At 47.5% G+C, this 26,034-nt stretch carries 22 protein-coding genes; 17 read left to right on the top strand and 5 right to left on the bottom strand.

The features are described 5' to 3' along the window. Positions 1-161: 161 nt before the first annotated feature. Together BBG47_RS00935 and BBG47_RS00930 are read left to right on the top strand one after the other, a co-directional pair. Positions 162-2,903 (top strand): putative bifunctional diguanylate cyclase/phosphodiesterase, encoded by a 2,742-nt coding sequence (locus BBG47_RS00935; RefSeq protein WP_065290156.1) that lies wholly within the window; start codon positions 162-164, stop codon positions 2,901-2,903. Positions 2,904-2,906: 3 nt separating this feature from the next. Beyond that, entirely contained in the window at positions 2,907-4,250 is a 1,344-nt protein-coding gene (locus BBG47_RS00930) for an ABC transporter substrate-binding protein (protein ID WP_065290155.1), read from the top strand. Between the two features lie 92 nt (positions 4,251-4,342). Here the strand turns inward: BBG47_RS00930 and BBG47_RS00925 are convergent, their stop codons facing one another. Further along, positions 4,343-4,816, bottom strand: coding sequence for a MarR family winged helix-turn-helix transcriptional regulator (locus tag BBG47_RS00925; RefSeq protein ID WP_021256175.1), 474 nt, complete (start codon positions 4,814-4,816; stop codon positions 4,343-4,345). 278 nt (positions 4,817-5,094) lie between these two features. Between BBG47_RS00925 and BBG47_RS00920 the strand changes: the two genes are divergently transcribed. From BBG47_RS00920 to BBG47_RS00910, 3 genes are all read left to right on the top strand, one after another. Beyond that, on the top strand, positions 5,095-5,793 hold the full coding sequence (locus BBG47_RS00920; RefSeq protein WP_021256174.1) for an ABC transporter ATP-binding protein: 699 nt from the start codon (positions 5,095-5,097) through the stop codon (positions 5,791-5,793). Continuing rightward, complete coding sequence (locus BBG47_RS00915; RefSeq protein WP_065290154.1) at positions 5,793-7,121, top strand: ABC transporter permease; 1,329 nt, start codon at positions 5,793-5,795, stop codon at positions 7,119-7,121. The genes BBG47_RS00920 and BBG47_RS00915 overlap by 1 nt, the downstream gene beginning before the upstream one ends. Positions 7,122-7,228: 107 nt before the next feature. Continuing rightward, a complete protein-coding gene (locus BBG47_RS00910) occupies positions 7,229-7,648 on the top strand; it encodes a hypothetical protein (RefSeq protein WP_021256172.1) in 420 nt (139 codons plus the stop codon). A gap of 45 nt (positions 7,649-7,693) precedes the next feature. Here the strand turns inward: BBG47_RS00910 and BBG47_RS00905 are convergent, their stop codons facing one another. Further along, the gene (locus BBG47_RS00905) at positions 7,694-8,968 is read right to left on the bottom strand and encodes a BaiN/RdsA family NAD(P)/FAD-dependent oxidoreductase (protein ID WP_065290153.1); all 1,275 of its coding nucleotides are present in this window, start codon (positions 8,966-8,968) and stop codon (positions 7,694-7,696) included. Between the two features lie 184 nt (positions 8,969-9,152). Between BBG47_RS00905 and BBG47_RS00900 the strand changes: the two genes are divergently transcribed. The 5 genes from BBG47_RS00900 (at position 9,153) to nadE (ending at position 13,445) form a co-directional block, all read left to right on the top strand. After that, complete coding sequence (locus BBG47_RS00900) at positions 9,153-10,943, top strand: two-component system sensor histidine kinase NtrB (RefSeq protein ID WP_065290152.1); 1,791 nt, start codon at positions 9,153-9,155, stop codon at positions 10,941-10,943. A 43-nt stretch (positions 10,944-10,986) separates the two neighbouring features. Then, positions 10,987-11,748 (top strand): hypothetical protein, encoded by a 762-nt coding sequence (locus BBG47_RS00895; protein ID WP_254659725.1) that lies wholly within the window; start codon positions 10,987-10,989, stop codon positions 11,746-11,748. 55 nt (positions 11,749-11,803) lie between these two features. Further along, on the top strand, positions 11,804-11,914 hold the full coding sequence (locus tag BBG47_RS30365) for a hypothetical protein (protein WP_005543361.1): 111 nt from the start codon (positions 11,804-11,806) through the stop codon (positions 11,912-11,914). 199 nt (positions 11,915-12,113) lie between these two features. Further along, positions 12,114-12,548, top strand: coding sequence for a BrxA/BrxB family bacilliredoxin (locus BBG47_RS00890; protein ID WP_065290150.1), 435 nt, complete (start codon positions 12,114-12,116; stop codon positions 12,546-12,548). Positions 12,549-12,635: 87 nt separating this feature from the next. Next, complete coding sequence (gene nadE, locus BBG47_RS00885) at positions 12,636-13,445, top strand: ammonia-dependent NAD(+) synthetase (RefSeq protein ID WP_065290149.1); 810 nt, start codon at positions 12,636-12,638, stop codon at positions 13,443-13,445. A gap of 149 nt (positions 13,446-13,594) precedes the next feature. Here nadE and BBG47_RS00880 read toward each other — a convergent pair whose 3' ends face one another. Then, complete coding sequence (locus BBG47_RS00880; protein ID WP_065290148.1) at positions 13,595-14,017, bottom strand: hypothetical protein; 423 nt, start codon at positions 14,015-14,017, stop codon at positions 13,595-13,597. A 261-nt stretch (positions 14,018-14,278) separates the two neighbouring features. Here BBG47_RS00880 and BBG47_RS00875 point away from each other — a divergent pair, with 261 nt between their 5' ends. Then, positions 14,279-16,549 carry a fibronectin type III domain-containing protein gene (locus tag BBG47_RS00875; RefSeq protein ID WP_065290147.1) on the top strand — a complete coding sequence of 757 codons (2,271 nt, stop codon included), beginning with the start codon at positions 14,279-14,281 and terminating at the stop codon, positions 16,547-16,549. Between the two features lie 229 nt (positions 16,550-16,778). Here BBG47_RS00875 and BBG47_RS00870 read toward each other — a convergent pair whose 3' ends face one another. Both BBG47_RS00870 and BBG47_RS00865 read right to left on the bottom strand, forming a co-directional pair. Beyond that, positions 16,779-18,146: a Na+/H+ antiporter NhaC family protein gene (locus tag BBG47_RS00870; protein ID WP_065290146.1), complete on the bottom strand. Its 1,368-nt coding sequence runs from the start codon at positions 18,144-18,146 to the stop codon at positions 16,779-16,781. A 116-nt stretch (positions 18,147-18,262) separates the two neighbouring features. Next, positions 18,263-19,147: an alpha/beta hydrolase family protein gene (locus BBG47_RS00865; RefSeq protein ID WP_065290145.1), complete on the bottom strand. Its 885-nt coding sequence runs from the start codon at positions 19,145-19,147 to the stop codon at positions 18,263-18,265. Between the two features lie 195 nt (positions 19,148-19,342). Between BBG47_RS00865 and BBG47_RS00860 the strand changes: the two genes are divergently transcribed. From BBG47_RS00860 to murB, 6 genes are all read left to right on the top strand, one after another. After that, positions 19,343-19,729, top strand: coding sequence for a GntR family transcriptional regulator (locus BBG47_RS00860; protein ID WP_021256162.1), 387 nt, complete (start codon positions 19,343-19,345; stop codon positions 19,727-19,729). After that, on the top strand, positions 19,726-20,607 hold the full coding sequence (locus BBG47_RS00855) for an ABC transporter ATP-binding protein (RefSeq protein WP_065290144.1): 882 nt from the start codon (positions 19,726-19,728) through the stop codon (positions 20,605-20,607). The genes BBG47_RS00860 and BBG47_RS00855 overlap by 4 nt, the downstream gene beginning before the upstream one ends. Continuing rightward, positions 20,594-21,613, top strand: a complete 1,020-nt coding sequence (locus BBG47_RS00850) for an acetoin ABC transporter permease (RefSeq protein ID WP_254659717.1) — start codon at positions 20,594-20,596, stop codon at positions 21,611-21,613. Before BBG47_RS00855 ends, BBG47_RS00850 begins: the two co-directional genes overlap by 14 nt. A gap of 113 nt (positions 21,614-21,726) precedes the next feature. Then, positions 21,727-22,653, top strand: coding sequence for an ABC transporter ATP-binding protein (locus BBG47_RS00845; protein WP_065290142.1), 927 nt, complete (start codon positions 21,727-21,729; stop codon positions 22,651-22,653). Continuing rightward, entirely contained in the window at positions 22,646-23,602 is a 957-nt protein-coding gene (locus BBG47_RS00840) for an ABC transporter permease (RefSeq protein WP_083189014.1), read from the top strand. The genes BBG47_RS00845 and BBG47_RS00840 overlap by 8 nt, the downstream gene beginning before the upstream one ends. Positions 23,603-24,577: 975 nt before the next feature. Next, positions 24,578-25,495, top strand: a complete 918-nt coding sequence (gene murB, locus BBG47_RS00835) for a UDP-N-acetylmuramate dehydrogenase (RefSeq protein ID WP_021256157.1) — start codon at positions 24,578-24,580, stop codon at positions 25,493-25,495. Positions 25,496-26,034: the final 539 nt, after the last annotated feature.

Below are 26,034 nucleotides of genomic sequence, written 5' to 3'. Positions count from 1 at the left end.
ACTGCTTGGAAGGACGGCCTTTTTCTTATGGGGGATTGTTGCTCTTGCAAATAAATCATTCTACATTATCCTGCACAAAAGTAGGAAATTTTGGATTTGTGTCGAAGTATTTCGGAATAAGAGAAATGTACTGCTTCCATCAGTAAAGGAGTCACTCTGCCATGTCACGTACGTTACACCCATTGGCTTCGCTGCGTACAAGTATGCTGTTCGTGATACTGACCGTTCTCACTGCAGTGTTCTCTGTAATTGGACTCGAATTTTCATACGGTGCGGAGTTCATGTTGTGTGGGGCCACTCTGCTCATTATGCTTGTTCTGTATGGTTCGCACTGGGCGGCAATTATGGCGCTTATTATTGGACTAGGGTTTTATTTCTCAGGTTACGGTTCGTTTATATTGCTGCTTATTGGATTGGAAATGATATTGGTTGGATATATGTATGAACGGAAAAGGGGGTTCCTGCTTCTCTGGGACAGTCTGTTCTGGTTCGGAATCGGAGCTCCCCTTGCAGCGGTTTTATTTTGCCTGCAGACCAACGAGTACAACGCAGAAGCACTACTTCAATATTTTATGTTCGCAATGAGCGGACTATTGAATGCTCTGATCGCTGATGTAGTCGTTACCTATATGCCATGGAAACGGCTGTTGCCTGATCTGCGAACGAAGCCCGTGTATCTCAATCAGCTGCTGATGCATCTCTCTGTCGCAATCGTGTTCCTTCCGTTTCTGCTGAATATGCTGATTGATAGTCGCGATATGCAGCAGGACATCGAACGGGATTCTTTAGCAAGAATTGAATTGCAAACCGCTCAAATTACAGACGCACTTCTGAAGATGGACAGAAAACAGCGCCAAGGGCTCAATCTCGGATCGATTATGGAGACAGGGAAGCTTTACGATAATTTAAAGCTCCATTCCCAGAATGGCTTATTGAAGTTGGCTGCATTCAATCATAAGGGCCAATTGGTTGCTTCGAGTGATGAGGTATGGTTCGAAAGCAATGCAGTGTACATGGAAGATACTGTACCTAATAAATCACCTGTTCGCATGGCCGCTCATCATTCACAAATTCGGATGGATGCTTACGGGGTGAAATCCTCTTTTTCCCGTATTCTGCCCCCTGACAGAAATTATGATTATGGAACAAGAAGGTGGAATGACGGTTATTATGTTTTGGAGGACAAGCTGACCGATCATCCGATCGCTAAGGTTGTTGGGTTTATTCCGATTTCCTATTTTCTACAAACGACGATTGACGTCTATTTGCGCAAGTTTTTAATGTTGTTCATGGTCTGCCTGCTGGCTACCGGGGTATCACTTGCGGTAAGCCGCTTTATTGTTCGCTCTCTTCGTGATTTGGAGGAGGCGACAGCGGGGATGCACCATAAATTGCTGAAGGACAAGACCGTCAAATGGCCTTGCATTCGAATCGGAGAGATTCGTTTACTTGCAATCAATTTCCGGGCAATGAGTGATCGGCTAACGGAAGTATTCAAGGAAATGCTGCGCATGAATGAGAAGCTGCTTGACCAGACGAAAATGCTAGAGCTGTCGGAAGAGAAGCTCCAGCATATTGCTTATTATGATACGCTGACCCAGCTTCCCAATCGGCATTACTTTACGATGAATGTAGAGCGGGCGCTGGAAGATGCGGATAACAAGGTTAGTTCATTGGCGTTAATGTTCATAGATATAGATCGGTTCAAGCATATCAATGATTCGCTCGGCCACAATGTAGGAGATATGCTCCTTGTACAAATTGCGCAGCGCTTGTCGGATTGTCTATCAAAACTGTCCGGCCGGCATTTGAGCTCGCGATATGGCGGGGATGAGTTCATCATTATGCTCGAAGACAGCTCAAGAGAGGAAGTCAACGCGGTCGCTAAGCGGATTTTGCAGCGGCTGCGAGAGAGCTTCCTTGTGCAGGCTCATGAACTATTTGTCTCTGCCAGCATCGGTGTATCCTTATATCCGGATAACGGATATGCATATACGGATCTGCTTAAGCAAGCAGATACAGCCATGTACGCTGCCAAGGACAGTGGTGGCCATTCAGTGGTCTTCTATGATGAACTGCAGCCGACCTTGCAGCCTGAACGCATGTTTATGGAGACACGTTTGTACAAAGCGTTAGAACGTAGAGAGCTGCTGCTCCACTATCAACCGATCGTAGATGACTCGGGGAAAGTCACAGCCGCAGAGGTGCTGCTTCGCTGGCTTTCTGGGGATGAAGGGTTTATATCGCCGACACAGTTCATTCCGGTCGCGGAAGAGACTGGACTAATTGTTCCTATTGGGGAATGGGTGCTTCGATCTGCATGCATGCAATACCGGATGTGGGCTGATGCAGGGATGTCTGCCTTCCAGCTGGCTGTGAATGTCTCGTTAAGGCAATTGCTTACGAATGACTTCGTCGCGACAATTGATCGAATTATTCGCGAGTGTGAGTTTAATCCGAGTGATTTGATTTTGGAGATAACGGAAGGATACGTTAATAAATCCACCGAGCAGGTCAACGAGGTATTGCACAATCTTAAGAAACGAGGAGTTCAGATAGCGATCGATGATTTTGGAACGGGCTATTCCTCGCTGCACCGCCTAAAGACTTTGCCTGCTCATGTGCTTAAAATTGACCGTTCTTTTGTGCGGCATTTGTTCGCGGATAAAGTGAATACTGCGATTGTTCAAGCGGTGATCCAAATGGGAGACAGCATGAATCTTAAAGTGACAGCTGAAGGGGTTGAAACACCTCAGGAGCTTGAACAGCTGCTCACACTTGGTTGTAGGCAGTTCCAAGGATATTATATTAGTCCCCCGCTGGCAGCCAATGAATTTGCTGCTAGGTTCCCTGACTTTTCAAGCAAGCTAAGAAGCAATTCAATTGCAGCATATGGAGGTTAATTTGTGAAAGGGAAGGGCTTGCCATTACGAAGATTAATTGTATTCGCAATGATGATCATCATGATATTTTCTACAACCGGATGTGATGAGACCACGATCCCACCGCAATTGCAGGACGATGAGCGAGTCGTAGAGTCTAAGCAGCCTTCCGCTATAACCGTGTGGTGCTTCGAACAACAGTATGTAGACTATGCCAAGAAATTCGAAATCGAGCATCCAGGCGTGAAGGTAAATGTAAAGCGTTTTTCTTATGAAGACCATGTTGATGCTTATTTGGATGCCTTGGAGCAGGGGGATGCTCCGGATGTTATGGAGGTTGGCCATGAATTTCTAGGGGAATTTACGGGGATACAAGGGTTGATGGACTTAAATGCTGCGCCTTTTCTCGCGAGCACGTTGAAGCCGGATATTTCTCCCGACTTATGGGATACTGGACTATCCTTTGACAATAAGCGTCTTATCGCTCTCCCAATTACAACTTCGCCGCTTGTCACCTTCTATCGCAAGGACATTATGGAGCGATACGGATTTCCGTCAGACCCAGAAGAATTGGCTATCTACATGGAGGATCCGAACCGCTGGCTGGCAATGGCGGAGAAGCTGAAGGAGCATGGCATTTATTTAATTCAGTGGGATCGGGAACCCATGCAGTGGTTTGAGTCCATGTTCCCGCTACTTAACAGTAAGCTGCAATTCAACCGGAATAATGCCATGATCGCGCAAGGCTTGCTGTTGTCTCAGCGTGTTAATGTGCAGGGGCTGGATGCAAATGTCGGATTGTGGACGGATGCGGGGAATGAAGCGCTGCGGAGTGGAAAGCTGGCAATGGTGTATCTTGGTTCCTGGGGAGAGCTGCAATTGGAGGAGTGGGTGCCGCATATGAAGGGATTGTGGAGAGCTACTCGCTTGCCAATGAAGTTGTACGGCTACTCGACAGGCGCATCGCTTATTATGTCTGAACAGGCCCAGAACAAGGAGCTGGCATGGTCGTTCATGAAGAGCGTGTTCTTTGGGGTGACCGATGATGCAACGGTTGCGGCGTATATGCCTTCTCGCAAAGTATTACTGGATAAAGCGCGCAGAAGCGAGTTTCTTGGGGGACAGCAGTCAGATCGACTATATATGGAGCTGGCTTCGAAGATGAAGGAGTTCCGTCCAACCCCGCTTGATAAGCTGGCTGTCGAATGGTATCGCAGTACGAGGCAGAAGGGGATCGAGAATAACTCTCCGCCTGGTGTAATACTCAATCAGATTGAGAAGCTCATTGAGCAGCAATTGCAGCAGGAGAGGCGCGTGTTATTGCGATATTCGCGTGCGACATTCAGAACGTTGGACTTGATGTCATGAAGAGAAATAACAAGAGCGGAAGAACATGTTCTTCCGCTCTGTGAGTTGATTCAGCCCTATTGGAAATTTAAGCGTATTAACTAATGGATTTGCTAGGAGCCCTTTTTCGTGACAAGGCTTAACTTCTCTGCTTGGATCCCGAGCTTCTTGAGCAATTGAATAGCCTCTTTTTTCTCTTCGAGTGTCAGTCCGCTCATGGCACGCTTAAGGAGTAGAGAATGCTTGGGGAACAGTCCCTGCATTTCTTCACGGCCTTTATCAGTCAACTCAGCGAAGATCACGCGACGATCCGTCGCGCAAGGGTGGCGGCGCAGCATGCCGTTACGTTCGAGCTTATCAATGACATAGGTTACGTTTCCGCTCTGTAGAAGGAGCTTGGAACCGATTTGTTGAATGGGTTGAGGCCCTTTATGATAAAGCATTTCGAGTACGGAGAAGTCAGTCGGATTATATCCTTCTATTTTGCATCCAGCAGCTGAGTGATCCGTTACGCTCTTGAATGCCTTAGAGAAGACACGGAATAAATGCAAGGCAGCTTCGGTCTCATGATCGATTCGTTCAGACATACGAATCCCCCTCATTTCTTGATTTACTCTTTTATCGTATATCGAAGGAGATAGGAGATTAAATGTCTTTTGTCACACTTGTGAAACAATGAACAAAAAAATTTTGAATTATTCAAATTTAGAAAGGGCAATTCGGTAACATTTGGCTGAACCTGGCATTCAGTACATTGAAACTGCCCAGCTCTGTGCAAGAATAGATACGATAGAGTAAACTAAAAGTTAGAAGAACGGTTAGGTACAGCAGCTTGGCTATGCCTAAGATAAAGGGGGAGATCCGCATGGTTGTTCTTGATGCAAGGATACAATCTGCAGGATATGAGAAAGGCGAGTCTAAAATACATAATATCGAGTTTCAAGTAGAAGCGGGTCAATTGGTAGGGCTAATCGGTCCGAACGGTGCTGGGAAGAGCACGACAATCAAGTCCGTGCTGGGCATTATGCGAGATGTTGCTGGCAGCGTTCGGATAGGGGATGGCAATGGAACTTATGCATACGTGCCTGAACAGCCTGTCCTCTATGACTCCATGACATTATGGGAGCATTTAGAACTCGCTGCATCTGCATATGATCTGCCGCAGGAACAGTTTGTCGAGCAGGCGAATTATCTGCTCACCGAATTTCAAATGACAGAGGTGAAGCACCATTTCCCAACGAGCTTCTCGAAGGGAATGCAGCAGAAGCTGATGCTTATCATTGCCTTCATGCTCAAGCCGTCATTATACATCGTGGATGAGCCCTTCATTGGCTTGGATCCACGAGCAACGCGGAAGTTCCTCCGTATGCTTGAGGAGGAACGCAAGCGGGGAGCGGGCGTCCTCATGAGTACGCATGTACTCGACACGGCTGAGCGCGTCTGCGACAGCTTCATCCTGCTTCATCAGGGAAGCGTGGTTGCAAGAGGGACGTTTGATGAAGTGCGGCAAATAAGCGGGTTGCCGGATGGAACCCTATTCGATTGTTTCGAGGTGTTGACCTAATGGGGAGCGAGGGACAGGTTCGTCCATTGTCGACGATGAAGGTAACATCCCCGCAAACACTTGCCTTCCGCCGCTTCCAGACGAATATGGTGTATCAATGGCGGGCACTTCGTATCGCATTGGATTGGACGGTATGGTTGTATATTGTCGTACCGCTATTGCTCCTAGGAGTTAAGTTCTATTGGGGATGGTGGGTGGAACCCTTGGATGCTGCATGGCTGAAGCTGCCTATAGCGATCTGGCTGCTTCCCTTGCTGCTGCCTATCATAAGTGGATCACTTCGTACTTGGGTGGAAGGCGGGGATATTCTCTTCCTTCGTCAGCAGCCGCATTGGTGGAAGCCGCTTGTTCGATTCGGGTTAATTCAATATGCACTGCGAGGAACGATTATAACGGCCGTCATACTGTTACTGCTTGCTCCATGGCTCATACGCGGGTATTCGTTGCATAGTACGGATTTACTCGCGATTGGATTTTCCATTAGCTCCTTATCCTACTTAGCAGGATTAGTACGGAACTATAATTTGGCTGCTTTCTCAGGTTGGGCACGTTGGATGATCCGCTTTGTCACAGGGGTGGCAGCTCTTGGCTTGTATGGAGTTATTCTTTACTTGCTCGGTATTCATGTGAGTTGGGTGCTCGTCTATGGCTCGATTATATTGGTCAGCTGCTTCCCCCTTATTCGCTGGCGAAACCATGTTCAGCATACATTTGAGCATGATGTTGAACGGGAGGGCGAGCTCAAGATGCAATTAACGGCGATGCTGCTGTCGCAGAGCGTGGATAGAGCACAACGGCGCAAACGGACACGCCCAATGTTGTTCCCGAAGTCGGGCTACTTCATGAAGACGAATGAGTCAGGCCGCCTTATTGGAGCTATCGCGGTCAAGTCATTGCTTCGAAGCAGCACGCATCGCAAGTTTTATTTGCAGCTCCTCTTTATTGGAATGAGTGCTTCTTATATCACTTCACTGCATGGTCTGTTCATTCTTATAGGGCCGGTGCTAAGCGGTATTCTCGGATACTGGCTGAGCACGTATTGGAAGGAATTCATCGATGGTGATGTGGCGTCCATGTTCAGCTTCCGCTCAGAGAGTTTGCAGCAGGCCTCGGCGCATATGGCGCGTGTCTTATGTGCAGGGCCAGGCGTACTGTGGGGGTTGTCTGCAGGTATTGCTGCAACACCTATTATGATTCCGCTATATGTAGCGGGAGGTGGTCTGATGGCTGCCTTCATCGGCAATACAATTGTTACGCTGCGTGGGTGGAAGCAGAAGAAGCAAATGGAGGAGAGACAAGAACAGTCACGTTTGTCCTCTACTGAATAAAGTATTCGGCAACTGCTCGTACAACCAATTGCAGGACAGATTGTGTGTATGTTCCTCCTGTCTGGCGGGTATATTAACGTAAGCTTATTCGAATAGGAGGAACGAGGATGCAAGATACGACTGCGATTCGGTTCCGATTCTCGGATCCTGCAGGTGCAAGATTGGCGTTCGATACGTTGGAGGAGCTAGGATATACGCCTGCTTACGACAGCGCTAGTGAGACAGAACTGCATATCCATGTAGACAAGCGAGATTTGACCTCTGCGCTTGAGATCGCAGAGGCGCACGGCGGCCAGCTTCTAGAAGAAGCGAGTATGACGGAGATGTCCGTTATGGATCAAGCCTATGGAATGAATTATATCCCTATCCCGGCCCATATGGTCAATGAGGATTGGGCAGATGATGACCGCTATGCGTCTGCTAGGCACAATCCGAGTCATGATGACTTGTCACATCGTGATGAAGAAGCATACGGGATGTTTGATGATGAGACGACGAATCACTTCCCTGGCGGCATCCATATCTAATGATAGAAGACAAACAGCCTGCTCTGTGAGCAGGCTGTTTGCTTGTTATGCTTGATGTAGGGTCTGCTGAGCAGCATGCATCCCTGCCGTATAGCCAGTTGCGAAGGCAGCTGTAATGTTATAGCCGCCCGTATAGCCATGAACATCCAATATTTCTCCGCAGAAATAGAGTCCACGCGCCTTTTTGGAATGCATCGTCTTCGGATCGATTTCCTTAAGATTTACACCGCCGCCTGTAACAAAGGCTTCCTCAAGCGATAACGTGCCGTTGACCTTCACAGGGAATGCCTTAATCAATTGGCACATCTCCTGCCATGGCTGCTTCGGAATATGGTCGTATGTGGTACCTTCATCGATGCCAGACTGTTCAAGCAGAAGCGGGATTACTCGTTCAGGCAGCAGATGCTTCAGTACATTCTTAATAGCTTTCTTTGGTTCTTGGGCACAAATGCGAAGCGAATCTCGAACAAGCTCATCCAGTGTCAGATCAGGCTTCATATCGATGGTGACCTGTACGGTCTGAAGGCCGGAACGCTTCAATTCCTTCACGACGAATTGGCTGCAGCGAAGTGCAGCAGGGCCGGACAGGCCAAAGTGGGTAAAGAGCAGGTCGCCTTGATGCTCAATAATCTTCTTCCCCTTGCTGTTCCATACCGTGATCCGAATATCGCGCAAGGACAATCCTTGAAGCAGCTTCTCACGAATAAAGTACGTATTTGAGGTTAGAGGCACTTCCGTCGGATACAGATCCGTAATGGAATGTCCAGCTGCCTCTGCCCAAGCATAGCCGTCTCCTGTTGAGCCCGTATGAGGAACAGACTTCCCGCCGGTAGCCAGTATAACCGCTGGAGCATACAATGCGGATCCATCTTTGAAGCGCACACCCTGGACGGAACCATCCTCGTACAGCAGATGTGCGACAGGCTGATTGACACGAATCGCTACTCCTAATCGGCGTACTTCTCCTAGAAGTGACTCAACGACCGTCTTCGCCTTGTCTGACACAGGGAACATACGGCCATTGTCCTCTTCCTTCAATGCAATACCGAGATTCTCGAAGAACTCGATAATATCCTGATTGTTAAAATGATTGAACGCGCTGTGCAGAAATCTCCCATTGCCAGGAATATGCTGAATCAGCTCGTCCAGTGGTTTATTGTTCGTTACATTGCAGCGTCCTCCGCCAGATATAGCAAGCTTGCGGCCAAGTCGGTCTCCCTTATCCACGAGAATTACCTTGGCTCCGCTGCGTGCAGCAGAGATGGATGCCATAAGTCCAGAGGGGCCGCCACCTACGACGATAACATCGGTTCGTTCCATTTTGTACTCCTTTGACAGGTCTTTGACAGGGTTAGGATACGCACTGCGCATCCGTTACTGAAGCCTATTGTATCGCAAAAACTAAAACTTCGCTAAAACGTTCGGCTGTTCCATTGAAAAGCCCTCATTTTTATGCTTTAATCAAGCCAATCCTACCATTCCTATCCTAACAGAGGAGAACTGTATGTACGTAGCACTTAAGGAAGTCTTGCTGCAAAGCCTTATTGCCTGCATACCAGCGATTGCCTATCAAGTCTGCTCCTTGAAGCCAGAGCGGGTGTCCCGCGCCCCTCTCGTCATAGGATTGTCTTCTGCTTTTTCTATGCTGTTGTGCATCGTATTTTCCTTCTATACAGAAATGCCCCAGCCGTTTGATTTTCGATTTTTGCCATTTATGCTCGGAGTAATGTATGGCGGATATCGGGTTGGGTTCCTCATGATTGGATTATATTTAGGTATGCTTGGTTTTTTCTATCACGATGGGCATCCCCAGAAGCTGTGGAGTGATGCACTCATTTATATGATCCCGCTATTGTTTGCTTTTATTAATTCTTTCCGTCATTCCGGATTCCGCCAACGTGTCGCTATTATTTTGTCCTTCTCCTTCGCGGGCATTGTTCTCTATTCCTTGGTTTATGGAGTGCTGCTGTGGAGACATGAACGAGTCATTGATGGCAGTATGCTTCTATCGATGCTCATGCTAGGAGCAGCCTTTCTCTTAACCGCTTACTTAGCTGTGTACTATATGGAGGAGACGAGGGAGAAGCTATTCCTTGTACAAGGATACGAAATCGTCTCTACGAAATATCGTGAAGAAGCAGAGAAGCTGAATCTATTAATAGACACGACACCGCTCGGTGTCATCGCGGTTGATGCACAGACCAATATAACCGCTGTAAATGATATGATGCTGCGCAGCATGCAGAATGCAGCACCTCATGTGACAAAGGGAGACATTCTCGGCCGTCCTTTTCGCTGCCTGTTGACACAGGTGGGGGATTTTCCAACTTTGTACGACGGCATGTATCGTGCACTCGCGGGAGAGAAGATAGAAGGCGTAGTAGTGAAGTTGGACGAACGAGAGTACGTTGTTAGTACAAGTGCGATTCGAAGCGAAACTACTGGAGCGATAACAGGGGCTGTCGGCATGCTGCATGATATTACGGAGCTGTCGAAGCTGCGTGCAGAACTGGGCAAGATGGATCGCTTAAGCTTAGTCGGGCAGATGGCGGCAAGCATCACGCACGAAATTCGTAATCCAATGGCGGTTATTCGTGGGTTCATGCAGCTGCTCCAAGAGAAGAGTCCCGCACATTTGAAGGAATACTATCGAATCGTAATGGAAGAGATCGATAGAGCAAACAGCATCATTAACGACTTTCTCGCTTTAGCGCAAAATCGTATTATTGAGAAAGAACAGATTCACCTTCATGACATTATTCGTCAGTTATCACCATTGCTTTGGGCTGATGCAAATATGAGAGGTCAAGAGATTGCGTTGAAGCTTGCGGAAGATGTGCCGATTTTCCCAGTCAATGTGAAGGAGATGAAGCAGCTTATTCTGAATCTGTCGCGCAACGCCATGGAGGCGATGGAAGCGATGGAAGCAGGAGCCGTGCTTACGCTCGAAACAAGACTTGTTGGAGGGCGAGTACAGCTGCGTATTCAAGATACAGGTCCTGGTATTCCCGCCGACATTGCGGAGCGGCTATTCGAGCCATTTTACACAACGAAATCAAAGGGTACGGGCCTTGGCTTGCCGTTGTGCTTAAGTATTGTCGAACAGCATGATGGAACGATAGAGGTGCATACGGGGGAAGATGGAACGGTGTTCGAGGCAGCCTTTCGCCTACATCAGACGAGTCGCTCTCCGGTTCATGTTCCAGCAGTTGCATGGGACTCTTCACATGCGCAGCATCCAGTACAACTAGGGAATATACAGCCGGATAAGGAGGAAGCATTGAACCAAGTCTAGTCTTTCGCTAATATGAAGCTTGGAGGTGGATAGGGTGAGCGTCATGCAGCTTGGCAATTTTACAATTCATTGGGGACTGCTCGTTAGCCTGCTCTCTTTGCTTCTAGCAGCTGGGGCGGTGGCGCTCCGGGCACGCGCGGAAGGTGGTATCTCGCGACGTTATGGAGATTGGGCAATGACGGTTATCCTTGTCGTCATACTCAATGAGAAGTTCGGATTTCTATGGGACACGCCCTCAATCCTGTGGAAGCAGCCTCGTTCGCTGCTATACATGACAGGCACTTCCACAGAGGGGAACATCCTGCTTGTGCTCGGCATTATGGTATGGACGACCTTATACATACGCAAGCATCAGTTGTCTTATCCCGTGCTCATTGATCTATTGTCGCATAGTATGTTGACTTACGTAACGGCTTATGGGTGGCTCTATACGCTTAATGGTGGACAGGCCCCGGGATTTACACCGCTACTTCAGCTTAGCGGATTCCAGGTGGAGGGAATACCGCCGGCTGAGACACTCGGTTGTATCGTTCTCCTGGCCTTGCTCTGGTCTCGTCAGAGAAGGCTCGGATCGCTTATTGACGCACAGATCGCCTTTGTTGTATGCGGTGTGGTCGGCATGCTTGGAAGTTATGCATATGGCGATGGTTCAACATGGATGTACTTAACAGCGGAGCAGTGGATCTACAGTGCAATGCTAGTGGCAGGTTATATGGTAACCCGCAGTAGAGAAAGGGTAGTGTTGCATAAGAATACGCAGGATGAGGCTGCAATGCCTGTAGAGCCTCCTGCATCACAAGGATAGGTCAGTTGCTGCCTGAGCATAATAGAACCGACTTTGTGAAAAGGAGGCCTATGCGATGAGCCAAGATTCAAAGGAACAGCGCAAGCAAGACAAGCAAAACAGCGCTGCGAATGATACCTGCGGAGTCGATAAGAAGTTGAATGGCCCGAATCGCCCTTCTACGTAGAAGGATGCGATCTTCGGTCATGGAGCTTCCTCAGTAATGAGGGCCTAACTGGTAGAAGTCAGCGAGCCGGAACCGTTATCGGTTTCGGCTTTCCCTTGCTTTACTTCACTACAAATGGTTACAATAGTAGCGACAGTGTCCGATGGTACTCATCCATCACTGACAACGGAATTATTTATAGAGTAGGAGTGAAGTACGGATGTCCATGTCTTTTGAGCAATATATGCGTGATATGGTTCAACCTATGCGTGACGAGTTAACTTCCATCGGCTGCGTTGAATTGCGAACACCAGAGGAAGTGGAAGAGAAGCTGGCTACAGCGAAGGGAACAGCACTTGTTGTTGTCAATTCAGTATGCGGTTGTGCCGCTGGACTGTGCCGTCCAGGCGTACGCAAGTCGTTAGAGAATGATGCTACACCTGACCACTTGTTCACCGTATTTGCTGGGCAAGATAAGGAAGCAACGGCGAAGGCTCGCGAATACTTTGCGCCATATCCGCCTTCTTCTCCATCGATCGCTTTGATGAAGGATGGCGAGCTGGTGCATTTCATCGAGCGTCATCAAGTAGAGAATCGTTCAGCAGATGAGATTGCTGCTGATCTGACGGCTGCATACGATAAGTTCTGCCGCTAAGTTAACTATGCCCCGCATCTTGTGATGCGGGGATTTTCTATAGAATTGTAGGCCAAGCACGGATGCTTGTAGGAAGGGGACGAAATAATGAGTTTACAGCAAGAGATTATCAAGCGCTTCAACGTGCAGACACAGATCGATCCAGATGCTGAGGTGCGCAAGCGGGTCGACTTCTTGAAGCAGTATGTGTTGAATACAGGAACGAAGGGGCTTCTGATCGCGATTAGCGGCGGGATTGACAGTGCGGTTGCGACGGGATTATGCAAGCAGGCGACGGATGAATTGACTGCAGAGACAGGCAAGGAGTATATGACGCTTGGCGTGTTCCAGCCTTATGGTACCCAGGCAGATATTTCTGACAGCTATGCAACCGCGCAAGCATTCAATCTGAAGCATACGGTAGAGACGAATATTGCTAAAGCGGTTGATGAAGCCGCCCAAGAGGTAGAAGCGGCGCTTAAGCAGCTGCCGGAAGCACGTTCCTTGAGTGTTCCAAATAAGGGAAATATGAAGGCTCGTACTCGGATGGTTGTGCAGTACGCGCTTGCCTTTGATCTGAATTTGCTAGTTGTAGGTACTGATCACGCTTCTGAGGCGTTGACTGGCTTCTATACGAAGTGGGGAGACGGAGCAGTGGACATTACGCCATTGTCTTCTCTGAATAAGCGTCAAGTGCGCCAACTCGCGAAGCATATTGGTGTCCCTGCTAGCGTCATTGATAAGGCGCCAACAGCAGGCCTGTGGGAAGGCCAAACCGATGAGAAGGAGCTTGGCATTACGTACGAGCATAATAGCGACTATCTCGAAGGTAAGAACATACCGGATGACGTGCGCGAGAAGATCGAGCGCCAATATCAGAAGACGGAACATAAGCGTTCCCCGATTCCCGGCATTTAACAGAACGAAATAACAGGTACGCCGCTGAAAAGCAGTTACCTATTACAGAAGGCAAGCATCGCACTTGATGCTTGCCTTTTTGTATACATTGGACGCTTTCCGAACTACTCGGTATCATGCATGCCTGCTTTATTCGCCTTCACTTTCGGTTATATCGCGCGAGGATGTGCATCATGGGATACGCCCTGCCAGAATATTTCTTTTAATCGAGGGCGTGCGGCCTGCGGCTGTACTGCGCACTGTTCCTCAAACAGGCTGCCTAGTTTCAGGCAAGCTGTAGACAATGCAGATTCAGAGCCAGCGGCAACGAGCAACCCGCGGGATTCTAAATAGGCGATGACAACTTCATCTTCCTGAAGCTTGCGTTTCAAACGGAATGGAGATTCTGGATGATTAAGCTGCTGTTCTGTATATATGAAAATCGAATATTCAGGATAAAGCGTATGCTCGATGAATGGGAGATGACATGTGATGACTTCTTGCTGAGTAAGTGACGCTAGGAGATGCTGGAGTGTAGAAATAGAGTGTTTGACATTGGCATTCGTGCGTAAGTCCGAATATAGAGTCGTCATAGGTATCCTCCTTGCTGACTGTGTCTGCGTACAGCGTGAGTGCGCTGCTGCGCTGAAGAATGTTATTCTGAGAATTACCCGTATTCTATCAGATCGAACCAAAAAACAAGTGAACGGACTGTGACGGCTTATGCAATACGGTAATAATTCAGTAGCCCATTTATTCCATAATATGTATAATATAAGTGGCTAGTTTTGTATTTTTCTGTTATCTATTCAATATCAAGGAACTCAATTCATTGAATGGGAAGAGGCGATGGAATGGCAAAGCAGCGTATTAAATTGGCGAATGGTTATCGCGTGTTGTCGGTATGGCTAGCGGTTATTATGCTGGCAGTCTCCAGCATGAGTTCTGCTCGCGCGGAGGAAGAACTGAACGTGTCTGCAAGTGCAGAGATTGTGGCTAAATGGGAATTTGCAAACCTAAAGAACGATCCTGGCATCTTCTATGCTGCATTCGGTTTATCCAAAGATTCCGCTACGCTTATCCAGGAGGTCGGTGGGAGTTCCAGAATAGGATTTACATTCGATGAGAACGAAAAGAGCATCCGTTATCAAGGTTGGGACAAGGGCAAAGGCAAGAAAGCATGGCTAGCCGCCTTGTCGACGAAGGGACTGGAGCAAATTACAGTATCTTCGCAGCAGAAGTCCTCCAGTACTGGGCCTAGGGACTTCAAGCTCCAAATTAGCACGGATCTGGCCAAGTGGACGGACGTTGAAAAAGGCACACTTGTGCTAGGCACGGAATACAGTTCTGCCAGCTCGTTAAACGGTATTGCGCTGCCAAGCGGTGCAGCCGATCGGGAGCGATTATATATTCGTTGGGTCGTAAACTCTGATTCAAAAGTGTCAGGCAGCGGCTCGATAAGCGATACCGGCTCAAGTCGAATCAAGGATATCGTTGTTCATGGCGTACCCAAAACGAACAGCTCACTCAAGGCGCCGCAGTTATTAAACATGACCTTCAATGGAGGAACCAAGACAAGCCTGGCGTTTGCTTGGTATACGCCGAAGGAGGTATCTGGCACGAAGCTGCAGGTGGTGGAAGCCTCCGAAATGGAGAACGGCACATTTCCGGAAGCTAAGGCGACTACTTATACGGGAAGTTCCGAAATTATCGAGACATTCATGGTAAAAGGCGATCGATCCTCCAAGAAAAAAACGAAATTCGCAAGCCATAAGGTCACGGCTGATAATCTCAAGCCGGGGACGTCATATCGTTATCGGGCAGGAAATGGGGATGCGGACGGATGGGGAGCTATCGGCTCATTTACTACGGATCACGCAGACAATCGAGATTTTCATTTTATCGTAGGATCGGATTCGCAAGCCTCCAGCAAGTCCACATTCGAACTCTGGCAGGATACGTTCCGCAGAGCGATCGAGCATATCGTGGATCCGAAGTTCTTTATATTAACCGGGGATTTGGTCGACAATGGTGATTTGGAATCACAGTGGCAGTGGTTTCTGGGCCTCCCTCAGCAGGAACTTGCCCGAGTGCCGCTTGTGCCCGTGCTTGGCGGCCATGAGGTGAGAGATTACGATGGGGACGAAACTACGGACAACAATAATTTCTACAACCATTTTAACTTGCCGAAGGATGTAGTGAAAGGTACTCACGACGGTTCCGTATATGCGTTCGAATATGGGGACGCGCTCTTCATGCAATTCAATTCCCAGTTTGAGGGCGGATTGAATAAAAAAGGAGAACTAGAGTGGGTGGATCCCGAATTCAACGCTCAATTGGACTGGATGAGAAATCAGGTTGCGAAGACTGATAAGAAATGGAAGTTCGTGTCGCTCCACAAAGGCCCTTACTCGGCAGGAGACAATGCTGGACAATGGGAAGATGGCCGAATCCAGTTCTACAAAAAATACTTGGTACCCGTATTCGATGAGCTGGGAATTGATATTGTGTTCGAAGCCCATGACCATATGTATATGAGATCCTACCAAATGATCAATGATAAGCCGATCAAAAACGTGGTGAAGGATAAAGAGGGAAATGTAGTCGATCCGAAAGGCTCCGTGTACCTCATGACAAACTCAGTAGGCGGGAAATTTTACGAAAAACATCCGGGGTATGACGATTATTTTGCAGTCATTGACGCACAGCCGTTCAAAAAGATGTTCACTGATGTTTCGATATCGAACGATGTTTTGAAATTCACGTCCTATACGGCGGCAAAGAACGAAGGGGTTAAGAAATACGACGAGTACAGCATTAAAAGAACGGACGGCAAGCCTGGCAAAGTGGAGCAAGCCCACCTGAAGTTCGAGAGCAGAGATGCGGTTCTGTCGTGGAGTCGTCCTGCTGTTGCATCAGAGCCTGTTAGAGGTTTCCGAATATATGAGCAGGATGATAAGGTTGGGAAAAATTGGAGTCTGTATGTCCCGGCCCTTCCAAATCAAGCCGAATATAGTTATGTGCTTAAGAACATGGATTCTAAGCAGAGCTATCGCTTCGTAATTAAGGCGGTAGGAGCAAGGAATAATTCGAATCCCGTTCAGGTTACTCATGGCAAGCAATAAGCTTGGCGAATTGGCGACATCGGGAAGCTTCGGAATTGCGGCTTGAAAAACAGGAAGTGGGAGCATCAGCAGCAGTTAGGCTACGTCACATATTCAAAATAACACTGTATAGAAACAATAAAGCAGAAATAAATAAACCGGTTCCTGCTGCATAGTAGAACCGGTTTATTTATATTGTTATCGCTTTTTAGATGATTCTCTTCGCCATGATCTTATATTGGAGTCACGGTTATAATCCTTGCACCGTTGGAGCAGGTGCCGGTTTCAGCTTGCGTGGGCGTCTGTGCCCAATTACCCATGATAAGAGCAGTGTCCAGATTGGAATAACCCAGAGGAAGACTGCGAACGGTGCATATTGATGAACGGGAATGCCCAATATCGTGCCGCATAGTACCGCAAGCAGGTTCCAAGGGATAATAGCGGCAAAGACGAGCGCGCTGTCCGCGATCACCCTTGCGAGTTGTTCCTTCGGGAAACGTTCCGACCACAGCGGCATCACGCTCCGGCCAGCCATCATGATTGGTAGTGTCTGTGTGCACGATACAAGGGATAACGACAATCCAAATAAGCCGACACGGATGGTTGCTCCTGGCAGAGCGCTGTTGCGCCCAATAAAGGCAGCGATATACGGCTCCAGCGAACGAGTAGCCTCCAATATGCCATTAAAAGCACCCGCGATCATAATAAATAGGACAAGCTCAATCATATGCAGTACTCCCTTCGTATGAAGGGAAGGGAGCTCGGTATTTTCATATCCGAACAAGAATCCATTCATCCATTCGGCTGGTGTCGCGCCTTGCAGCCATATACCGATCACCAGAGCAACAATAATGGACAGGGTAAAAGCAATACGAGCCTGCAGTCGGAATACGATTGCGATAATCAAGACAGCAGCTGGAGCGAACAGCCAAGGACTGAAGGTGAAGTGGCTATGGAATGATTCCATGCGCAGTGCTTGTTCTGGTACAGTCCACTTCCCCTGTGTATCGAACCACATGAAGAATGCAGTCGCTGAAGCCAGTGCCAGCAGCGTGGTAGGCACGAGAGCTGGGTATTGGCGACCGACACTCGTCCCTGTAGAGTCCGCGACAAGACGATGCGTGCTGGAGAATGGCGATGTCCGGTCTCCGACAAATGCGCCGGAGACGAGTGCCCCTGCCATAAGCGGCAATGGAACGCCCGCAATCGCAGCTACCCCCATCATAGGGATGCCTACAGCACTAAGTGTCCCAGTTGAAGTCCCGAGCAGCATGGAGAAGATCGTGGAGAACCAGAACGTGAGTGTTGTCATATAAGCAGGATCGATCCAAGACAACCCCTGTTCGATAAGATAAGGGATCGTTCCGCTTATGGTCCATGCGGGAATCATAAGTCCGACCATAATAAGTATCCAAGCTACCCCAAGTGTATGCTTGGCTCCATCCCTCATATAACGAAGCAGAGAAGTCCATGTATTGCCTTGGCGACGAGATAAGATGGTGAGAACGATGAAGCCGAGTGCAAACCCAATAAGGAGTGGAACATGAAGCAAGTAAGCTGCAGTTAGTCCTGCAATGGTAGTCATAATGACCGTAATCAGCTGTTGTTTCGATAACATGGCAATTAGGCAACTCCTGTCTTATACTCTAATGCTGCATCTATCATGCAAGCAATAATCATCACGATGGTTCAAGCAGATTACGTTCAGGTTGTACTGTCGTTCTTCGCTGGCAGTCAATGTGGGTGGTGATGAAGCCAGTCCGAGGTAGCCTCGATTGCAGCTTCAAGTGCTGGGGTCGTGCCTTGGAAGGGATGAATCGTATTAAATGTGTGTCCGGCATTATCAATGGTTATCCATTTCGCTGCAGGATAGTTATCAATTAGCTGTGCCGATCCCTCGCGGAATCCAGGCAAATCATCGGAGCCTTGAACGAGAAGCAGGGGGAAATGAGCCTTCTTCATACGTTCAATCAATGCATATCTCTCCACATTAGCCTCCAAATCCTCCAGCATAACTCGATCTAATGGCAATGCCTCTTTGGTGCGGGCATTAATAACGGCAGAACGCCCGGATTGCCTCATCTCCTCCTTCTGTTGTTCCGTGAACAAATCCATATGCGTAACACCATTCCACGAAATTACGCCACTTACCGCATCCGGGTGGTCGAGTGCATAGAGCAGACTGCTTGCGCCTCCACGGCTATGTCCGAGCAAGTAAATGGGTGTCTCCGGCAATACATCATATTCGATTCTTTCAGAAATTATCCACTGGCCAAATTTATCTGAACGTACCCAGTGGAAGAGACGATCTATATCTTCCTGCTCTCGCTGATAGGTGTTAACGGCAAATCGCTCAGGTTCATCGAAGCGATCGAGCGAAGGGCCGACACCGTTATATGTGAAGTTGAAGGTTAGGGTCAAGAGTCCGCTACGTTCAGCTAGCTGTTCACCAACATAAGGGAACATGCCCCAATCCTTGAATCCCTTGTAGCCGTGGGCTACAAGAAGCACACCTGTCTTTGGCTTTTCCTTTGAATTGAAGGTGCTGCCAGGGGTGAAGGCATCGCCTCGCAAAATGCGTTCTTGCCCTTCCCATGTGAGCGTGAATGAATGTCTCATTAATCCGACCCCCTTGGTCTGATAATATCCAGCCATATTGTAACACAGAATAAGAAAAATGGTGCATGGTATTCCAATAAATGTATTGACATATTTAGGTTTACAGGTGTACTATGTGTACTAGTTGAAGTAGTACACTTGTAAACGAATCTATTTGAAGTTGCTACGTGATTGCAAATGTGAAAGGAGGCTGCCATGTTTCGATTACATGAACAGAGCGCTATGCCGATTTATGAGCAAATCGTCGAACAGATGAAGGCTCTAGTTGCGCAGGGAGCGCTGCAAAGCGGAGACAAGGTGCCGTCCGTGAGGGAGTTGTCGACAATGCTGTTAGTAAATCCAAATACAGTGAGCAAGTCTTATCAGGAATTAGAGCGCCAAGGAGTAATTGTGACGGTTCGAGGCAAAGGAACATTCATTGCGGATACACCTGTCCCTCGGATGGCGAATGAACGAATGACGAAGCTGAAGGATGAATTGAACCGCATCGCCGTTGAAGCGAAACATTTGGGGCTGGAACGGAAGGAATTTATAGAGATGGTGGAGCAAGCTTCGGAGGAATGGTGGAGGGATGAATCATGATGCGAGTGACGGATGTCCATAAAGCAATAGATGGGAAACCGATACTTCGCGGAGTAAGCTTTACGATTGAACCAGGGAAAATCATTGGACTCGTAGGACGGAATGGAGAGGGTAAGACCACCTTACTGCGGACGTTGGTTGGGGTATACGACCCAGATCAGGGCAGTGTATCGTATGACAGCAAGGATATTCACACGCACACACATGCGGCATGCAAGCAGGATGTTGTATTCGTACCCGATGCTCCAACTGCGCTAGAAATGTACACGATTCGGGAATGTGCTGCGTGGTACGGAATGATCTATCCCAAATTCGATTTGTTCTTCTTTACGTCGGCGATGGAGCGGTTCAAGCTGCCGATGCACAAGCGAGTTCGCACCTTGTCCAAAGGGATGAAGATGCTGTTCAGTACGGCGCTTGGTCTTGCAACGAAGGCGGGGTTGATCCTATTCGACGAACCGACGAATGGCGTCGATGCCGTTGCTAAGAAACAGCTCCTCAGCTTAATTGTCGACTCGCTCCATGAGAACAATTCCATTGTCATCTCGTCACATATGCTCAGTGAGCTTGATCGGATTGCCGATTCTGTGGTTCTGCTGCGAGATGGGAGAACGGATGATATATGGGAACTGGAGCTTTTGCGCGAGCAGATGAAGAAGCTGCAGGTTGTATTTAACGGGGATAAATCTCCGATGTGGCTGCATCGGGAAGATGTGTTCGTTCTACAACAGGTCGGCCGTGTATATACGGTTATCCTAGAGTCGAATGAAGCAATGGCAGAATTGCAAGAGATGAAGCCGCTGCTCGTCGATGAGCTCCCATTGACGCTAGAGGATTGGTTTATCGGGAAGGCGGGAGGTAACGATGATGAAGCATAAGCTGTTCGTAAAGGCGCTCTGGTGGAAGGAATATCGTCAGACACGCGTACTGCTGTGGCTCATGCTGCTGGCGAGTTTTTTTCCTATCGTTTATACGCATATGTGGAAGTTGTGGTGGGCTTCTAAGTCGATGAGGGATACATTTGTTAAGAATGTTACCTATGTATTTCAAGATGGCCGTGCAGGCGATAATCTGTATAACGATTATGGCGGTGGTTTGATTTTTATCATCCTTGGTAGCTTTGTATTGTCTATTTGGCTATTAGGTCAGGAACGGCGAAATCAGGTGAATGAGCATATGTTTGCCCTGCCTTATCCAAGATGGATATTGTATTTGACCAAATGGATGATTGGTATTGTGTACATTGTGAGCACAATTGTTATTACACTGGGATTAGATTTCGTGGTGCTCGCATCCTCGCATGTAAGTGAATATGTCTCTATAGGGGAGATAGTTGTACGAGGACTCCATATGATTTTTGTAGCAGTATCCATATACACGCTTACCTTGTTCCTAGGATCCTTTACAGGTACATGGTCGATGCAGGCGTTGATGTTTCTGTTGTGCATGACTCTATTTGATTTTTTGCGGTTTGTCATAGGGAAATTCATTCATATATTCATGATTCCTGTGTCGGAATCCGCTCAATCTGTGCTGGACGGTGGAGGATGGGACAGTTTCTTTAATGTAGGGGAATGGATCATTCATGAAGGGTCTGGATATTCGTATGGGTTTATAAGTATCGTTTCGATATTGTTATTACTCGCTGGCATGTGGCTGTACTCCCGCAATCGTACGGAGAATAACGGCAAGCAGTTTGTATTCCCTGTTATAGAAAAGGCTTATACTGTGTTAGGTGTCATATGTGCGGCGCTATACGGGGGATATTTGGGTTATGAGTTTTTTTATCCGGGAAGGATTGGATATGTGTGCGGAGCCGGGGTTGGCGCTGTACTTTGCTATCTAATTATTCGAACATTTACACATATACACACACGCCGATAAAAAATATAGATTTTGCTGCTGGTTGAGAGAGTCGTCCTTAGTTAATGCTATTTAATATTATTCGGAAGATATAGGTTCAGAGGGTTAGAATTCTGGTGGGAGGTTCGGATCTTATGAGCTCAGAAGCAGTCCTTCAGCTCCGCAATGTAACCAAACAAATTGGCAAGCGCACGATTGTGGATCAGATGTCATTTGATGTTCCGGCGGGAGAAGTATTTGGATTTCTGGGTCCCAATGGGGCGGGCAAGACGACAACGATTCGGATGATTGTGGGTTTAATTTCGATGACATCTGGTGAAATCTACGTGAAAGGAATTCCTGTGCACAAGGAGTTCGAGCAGGCAATGACCCATATTGGAGCGATAGTTGAAAATCCAGAGATGTATAAGTTTTTGACAGGGTATCAAAATCTCGTATATTACGGACGAAGACATTCGGGCATAACGAAAGAGCGGATTGACGAGGTCGTGAAGCTCGTTGGGTTGGAAAATCGCATTCATGAGAAAGTAAAGCGCTATTCACTGGGTATGCGGCAACGGCTTGGTGTCGCTCAAGCGCTGTTGCACAAGCCTTCCGTATTAATTCTCGATGAGCCAACGAATGGGCTGGATCCAGCGGGGATCCGTGAGCTGCGAGATTATTTGTGCAACTTGGCGCATCAAGAAGGCATCAGTGTCGTCGTATCCTCTCATTTATTGTCCGAGATGGAGCTGATGTGTGATCGAGTTGCGATCATCCAGACTGGCAAGCTGATCGATGTTCGCTCGATGAGGCAATTGAAGGAGAAAGCGGATACGCAGCATATCGTGATTGATGTCGACAACCCGAGGGCAGCTTGGGAGATGCTATCTGCAATGATGCCCGATCTTGATATGCATGTTGATGAAGGCCAGCTTCATATTTCGGCAGGGCGCAAGCGGGTGCCTGACCTGACAAGGGCGCTCGTGCATGCAGACATCGATGTGTACGGCATTCAAGCGGCGAATCTGTCATTGGAAGATCAATTTTTGGAGCTGACAGGAGGGGAGCGTATTGTCTAGCTACTACAATCTCATTCAGAACGAGAATATGAAGATATATCGGCGCCCTCGTACATGGATTATGATCGGAATACTTATGGCTGTTATTGTGCTGCTGACCGGTATTATGGAAATTGACAAAGATCCTCGCAAGGGTGAGGGATGGCAGCAATATCTTGTCAAATCCAATGAACATTTGAAGCAGCAACTTGCAGACACCAGTGGAAATATTGGTCCGGACGCGAAGCAGGAGTTAACGAACCGGATCCAGCTCAATGAATACTACATGGAGCATAATCGTAATCCGCATGCCTTGAACATATGGAGCATCGTGAATCTTTCTTCGAAGCTGATGCTGGTTGTTATTCTATTTACTGTTGTGATTGCAGCTGATATGTTCGCTGCCGAACATTCGTGGGGGACGATCAAGTTATTGCTCGTTGGGCCAGCCTCACGCACCCGCATATTACTGAGCAAGTATGCGGCTACCCTCCAATTTGCATTTGTTCTTATTGCAATCAATATTCTATTCGCCTTTTTGGTTGGAGGCGTTGTTGAGGGCTTCGGGGGTTTCTCACAGCCACTCATGGGTATCGGAGAAGACGGTGCAATTGTGGAAAGTTCGAGGCTGCTTGCGCTGCTGAAGGATTATGGGTTCAGTATCATTGAGCTAGTTATGTTTGTGACGTTGGCCTTTATGATATCTGCTGCATTCCGCAGCTCGTCTATGGCTATCGCATTTTCCCTGTGCTTTTTGCTCATTGGCGGAAATATGGCAGCGCTCTTCGCGCATTATAGCTGGGGGAAGTATATACTGTTCGCCAATATCGACCTCCGTCCGTATTTCGAGGGAACACCACTCCGCCCGGATATGACGCTCGGCTTCTCGATTGCCGTGCTGATTGTTTACTTCCTTGCATTTCACGTTGTTTCTTGGCTTACCTTTACAAAGAGAGATGTAGCAGGATAATAGAGCTGGGCCGCCTACTTGGATAGGCGGCTTTTGTTGCTTCTGAGTACATTCACACCTTCTGCACCTTCCGCCTTCCTATTTCCCAGTAATGACCTTGGATCATGAATGAAGAAATGGACATTCGTTGAAAGCATACTTGTAACCGTACTATGCCACTGTATGGAACGAGCGTATTTCAATCATCAAGACAACTTCGATGATAAGGTCTCAAATCTTATTTATGCTTGCATGTTACGTATGAATCATCTACCCCTTTGATTCAATTTATGTTTACATGTAACACAACGAAGAATCATTTACCTCTTTGATTTGGTGTCATCTATTTATGTTTGCATGCAACACGGCGAAGAATCATCTACCTCTTTGATTTGGTGTTATCATTTATGCTTGCATGTAACACAGCGAAGAACCATTTACCTCTTTGATCCGGTGTTATCTATTTATGTTTGCATGCAATGCAGCGATGAATCATCTACCCTTTTGGTTCTGTGTCTCTATTTATGTTTGCGTGTAACGCATTTGCGAATCATCTCTATCTATGATTGAGCGGCATCAGCAGAGCATTAACGCCGTTTCGAATCAGTTGCATCTTGATTGCGTATCATCAGAACTTGTTCTTATTTGCATGTAACAGGCTTTTGCATCATTTGCAGCTTCACTATCAATGCGCCGCCCTCACTATTGTTGCCATTCGCCCATGTTCGTGCATATGTTGGAGTAGTGGCTCCACGTACTGATTATCTTTCATGAGACTAGGGGCATACATGCGGGCTTGGACAAGGGGTGACTTTTGCCATCTTAATTGTCTGAGAAAATTTGATATACTGGAATGTATGTAAGGGAACGTCCATACAACGATAGAGAGCTTCACATAGGCGAACACTCTCGTATTGGTATGGCTATAATGGATGTTAATGTGAAATGAATGTAATGGTAAGGTTGAATGAATAAGATAAGTAAGGATGGAATAGCATGCATAACCTCTCAGAACGGTATCATGAATTATGTAAACGGATTGCGGAAGATTCGATAAAACAAGGTGAATGGCTTAAAGAACATACTTATACCCGAATGGGTGGCAAGGCCGATTTGTATGTAACGCCCGATAATTACGAAGGGCTGCAAGTTGTCATTGATTTCGCACGTCAGCATGAACTGCCGCTAACGATCCTTGGATTCGGCTCCAATCTAATCGTGAAGGATGGCGGAATTCGAGGAATTGTTGTCAATTTGAACAAGTTGAACAAAATCGAACGCCACGGAGATCAGATCATCGCGCAGAGCGGTGCGGCAATTATCGACGTATCGCGTGCCGCGCGGGAGCATCATTTGTCGGGACTTGAATTCGCTTGCGGCATACCGGGTTCTGTAGGTGGAGCATTGTACATGAATGCTGGTGCATACGGCGGAGAGATTGCGGATGTATTAGAAAGTACGCTGGTGCTTACGCCGGAAGGGGAGCTAGTTCGGCTTACCAAGGAGCAGCTTGAATTAGGATATCGCCGCAGCAACATCGGTCCGAAAGGATATATGGTGCTAGAAGCAACGTTCTCACTTGTGCCGGGAGAATATGATGCAATTAAGGCGAAGATGGATGAACTCACATTTTTGCGTGAATCGAAGCAGCCGCTTGAATATCCATCTTGCGGCAGTGTCTTTAAACGTCCTCCGGGGCATTACGCGGGACAGCTCATTCAAGAATCCGGTCTGCAGGGAACGCGTTTGGGTGGTGCTGAAGTATCCACGAAGCATGCAGGATTCATCGTTAACGTGGACAATGCGACTGCAGGCGAATATATCTCTCTTATTCGCCACGTACAAAAGACAGTTAACGAACGATTCGGCGTCGAGCTCGAAACTGAAGTTCGCATCATTGGCGAAGACGAATAATCACATCCTCTGATCTTGTAAATGGTTTGAGATAAACGGAGCAGCATACAATTCAGATTAGTTGCAAAAGTTATAGAGCCCTATGGAGGCCAGAACCTAATTCCAACATTGAAGGAATTCCTCTGGTGTATCCACAGGGCTCTTGTTGTTTGTGTTGTTTGTCTAGTGATAGCATTTGGGTGTGTAATTTGTCCTCTTACGGAGGAAAAAAACACTGAAATGTCTTTCAAATAGTGGACACATTTTCGGAGGAGAGGTATCTTCCTCGAAGCCCTTTTCATCTATATATGGTGATATATGTTCGTAATTGTTTCTATATATAGAAATTCAGGTGTGGAGGACATACTATTGTCTTTGTCCACCTTTGTATAGACATTTCTCTTGTTTGTCCATTCACATTGTACAAAATAGTAGTACGCGCAGATAAGTGTGTTCAATTAGTTGCATTGATCTCACCAACGCCGTAAAATGCTGTCGGTCGAAGCCAAATGCCAAATGCCGAAGCAAAAACCAAGACCAAGACCAAGACCAAGACCAAG

This window comes from Paenibacillus sp. KS1 (assembly GCF_001680695.1).
Classification (GTDB): Bacteria; Bacillota; Bacilli; order Paenibacillales; family Paenibacillaceae; genus Paenibacillus_B; species Paenibacillus_B suaedae.
Note: the sequence above shows the minus strand (reverse complement) of the source record. Positions and strands in the feature narration are given on the sequence as shown.

Bases quoted from the DNA above. Each gene is read 5' to 3' on its own strand.
- BBG47_RS00880 (WP_065290148.1), bottom strand. From the start codon at position 14,017: ATGACGACTCTATATTCGGACTTACGCACGAATGCCAATGTCAAACAC.
- BBG47_RS00895 (WP_254659725.1), top strand. From the start codon at position 10,987: ATGCAGCTTGGCAATTTTACAATTCATTGGGGACTGCTCGTTAGCCTG.
- BBG47_RS30365 (WP_005543361.1), top strand. From the start codon at position 11,804: ATGAGCCAAGATTCAAAGGAACAGCGCAAGCAAGACAAGCAAAACAGC.
- nadE (WP_065290149.1), top strand. From the start codon at position 12,636: ATGAGTTTACAGCAAGAGATTATCAAGCGCTTCAACGTGCAGACACAG.
- murB (WP_021256157.1), top strand. From the start codon at position 24,578: ATGCATAACCTCTCAGAACGGTATCATGAATTATGTAAACGGATTGCG.
- BBG47_RS00925 (WP_021256175.1), bottom strand. From the start codon at position 4,816: ATGTCTGAACGAATCGATCATGAGACCGAAGCTGCCTTGCATTTATTC.
- BBG47_RS00865 (WP_065290145.1), bottom strand. From the start codon at position 19,147: ATGAGACATTCATTCACGCTCACATGGGAAGGGCAAGAACGCATTTTG.
- BBG47_RS00935 (WP_065290156.1), top strand. From the start codon at position 162: ATGTCACGTACGTTACACCCATTGGCTTCGCTGCGTACAAGTATGCTG.
- BBG47_RS00915 (WP_065290154.1), top strand. From the start codon at position 5,793: ATGGGGAGCGAGGGACAGGTTCGTCCATTGTCGACGATGAAGGTAACA.
- BBG47_RS00905 (WP_065290153.1), bottom strand. From the start codon at position 8,968: ATGGAACGAACCGATGTTATCGTCGTAGGTGGCGGCCCCTCTGGACTT.
- BBG47_RS00890 (WP_065290150.1), top strand. From the start codon at position 12,114: ATGTCCATGTCTTTTGAGCAATATATGCGTGATATGGTTCAACCTATG.
- BBG47_RS00910 (WP_021256172.1), top strand. From the start codon at position 7,229: ATGCAAGATACGACTGCGATTCGGTTCCGATTCTCGGATCCTGCAGGT.
- BBG47_RS00845 (WP_065290142.1), top strand. From the start codon at position 21,727: ATGAGCTCAGAAGCAGTCCTTCAGCTCCGCAATGTAACCAAACAAATT.
- BBG47_RS00900 (WP_065290152.1), top strand. From the start codon at position 9,153: ATGTACGTAGCACTTAAGGAAGTCTTGCTGCAAAGCCTTATTGCCTGC.
- BBG47_RS00850 (WP_254659717.1), top strand. From the start codon at position 20,594: ATGATGAAGCATAAGCTGTTCGTAAAGGCGCTCTGGTGGAAGGAATAT.
- BBG47_RS00870 (WP_065290146.1), bottom strand. From the start codon at position 18,146: ATGTTATCGAAACAACAGCTGATTACGGTCATTATGACTACCATTGCA.
- BBG47_RS00855 (WP_065290144.1), top strand. From the start codon at position 19,726: ATGATGCGAGTGACGGATGTCCATAAAGCAATAGATGGGAAACCGATA.
- BBG47_RS00875 (WP_065290147.1), top strand. From the start codon at position 14,279: ATGGCAAAGCAGCGTATTAAATTGGCGAATGGTTATCGCGTGTTGTCG.
- BBG47_RS00860 (WP_021256162.1), top strand. From the start codon at position 19,343: ATGTTTCGATTACATGAACAGAGCGCTATGCCGATTTATGAGCAAATC.
- BBG47_RS00920 (WP_021256174.1), top strand. From the start codon at position 5,095: ATGGTTGTTCTTGATGCAAGGATACAATCTGCAGGATATGAGAAAGGC.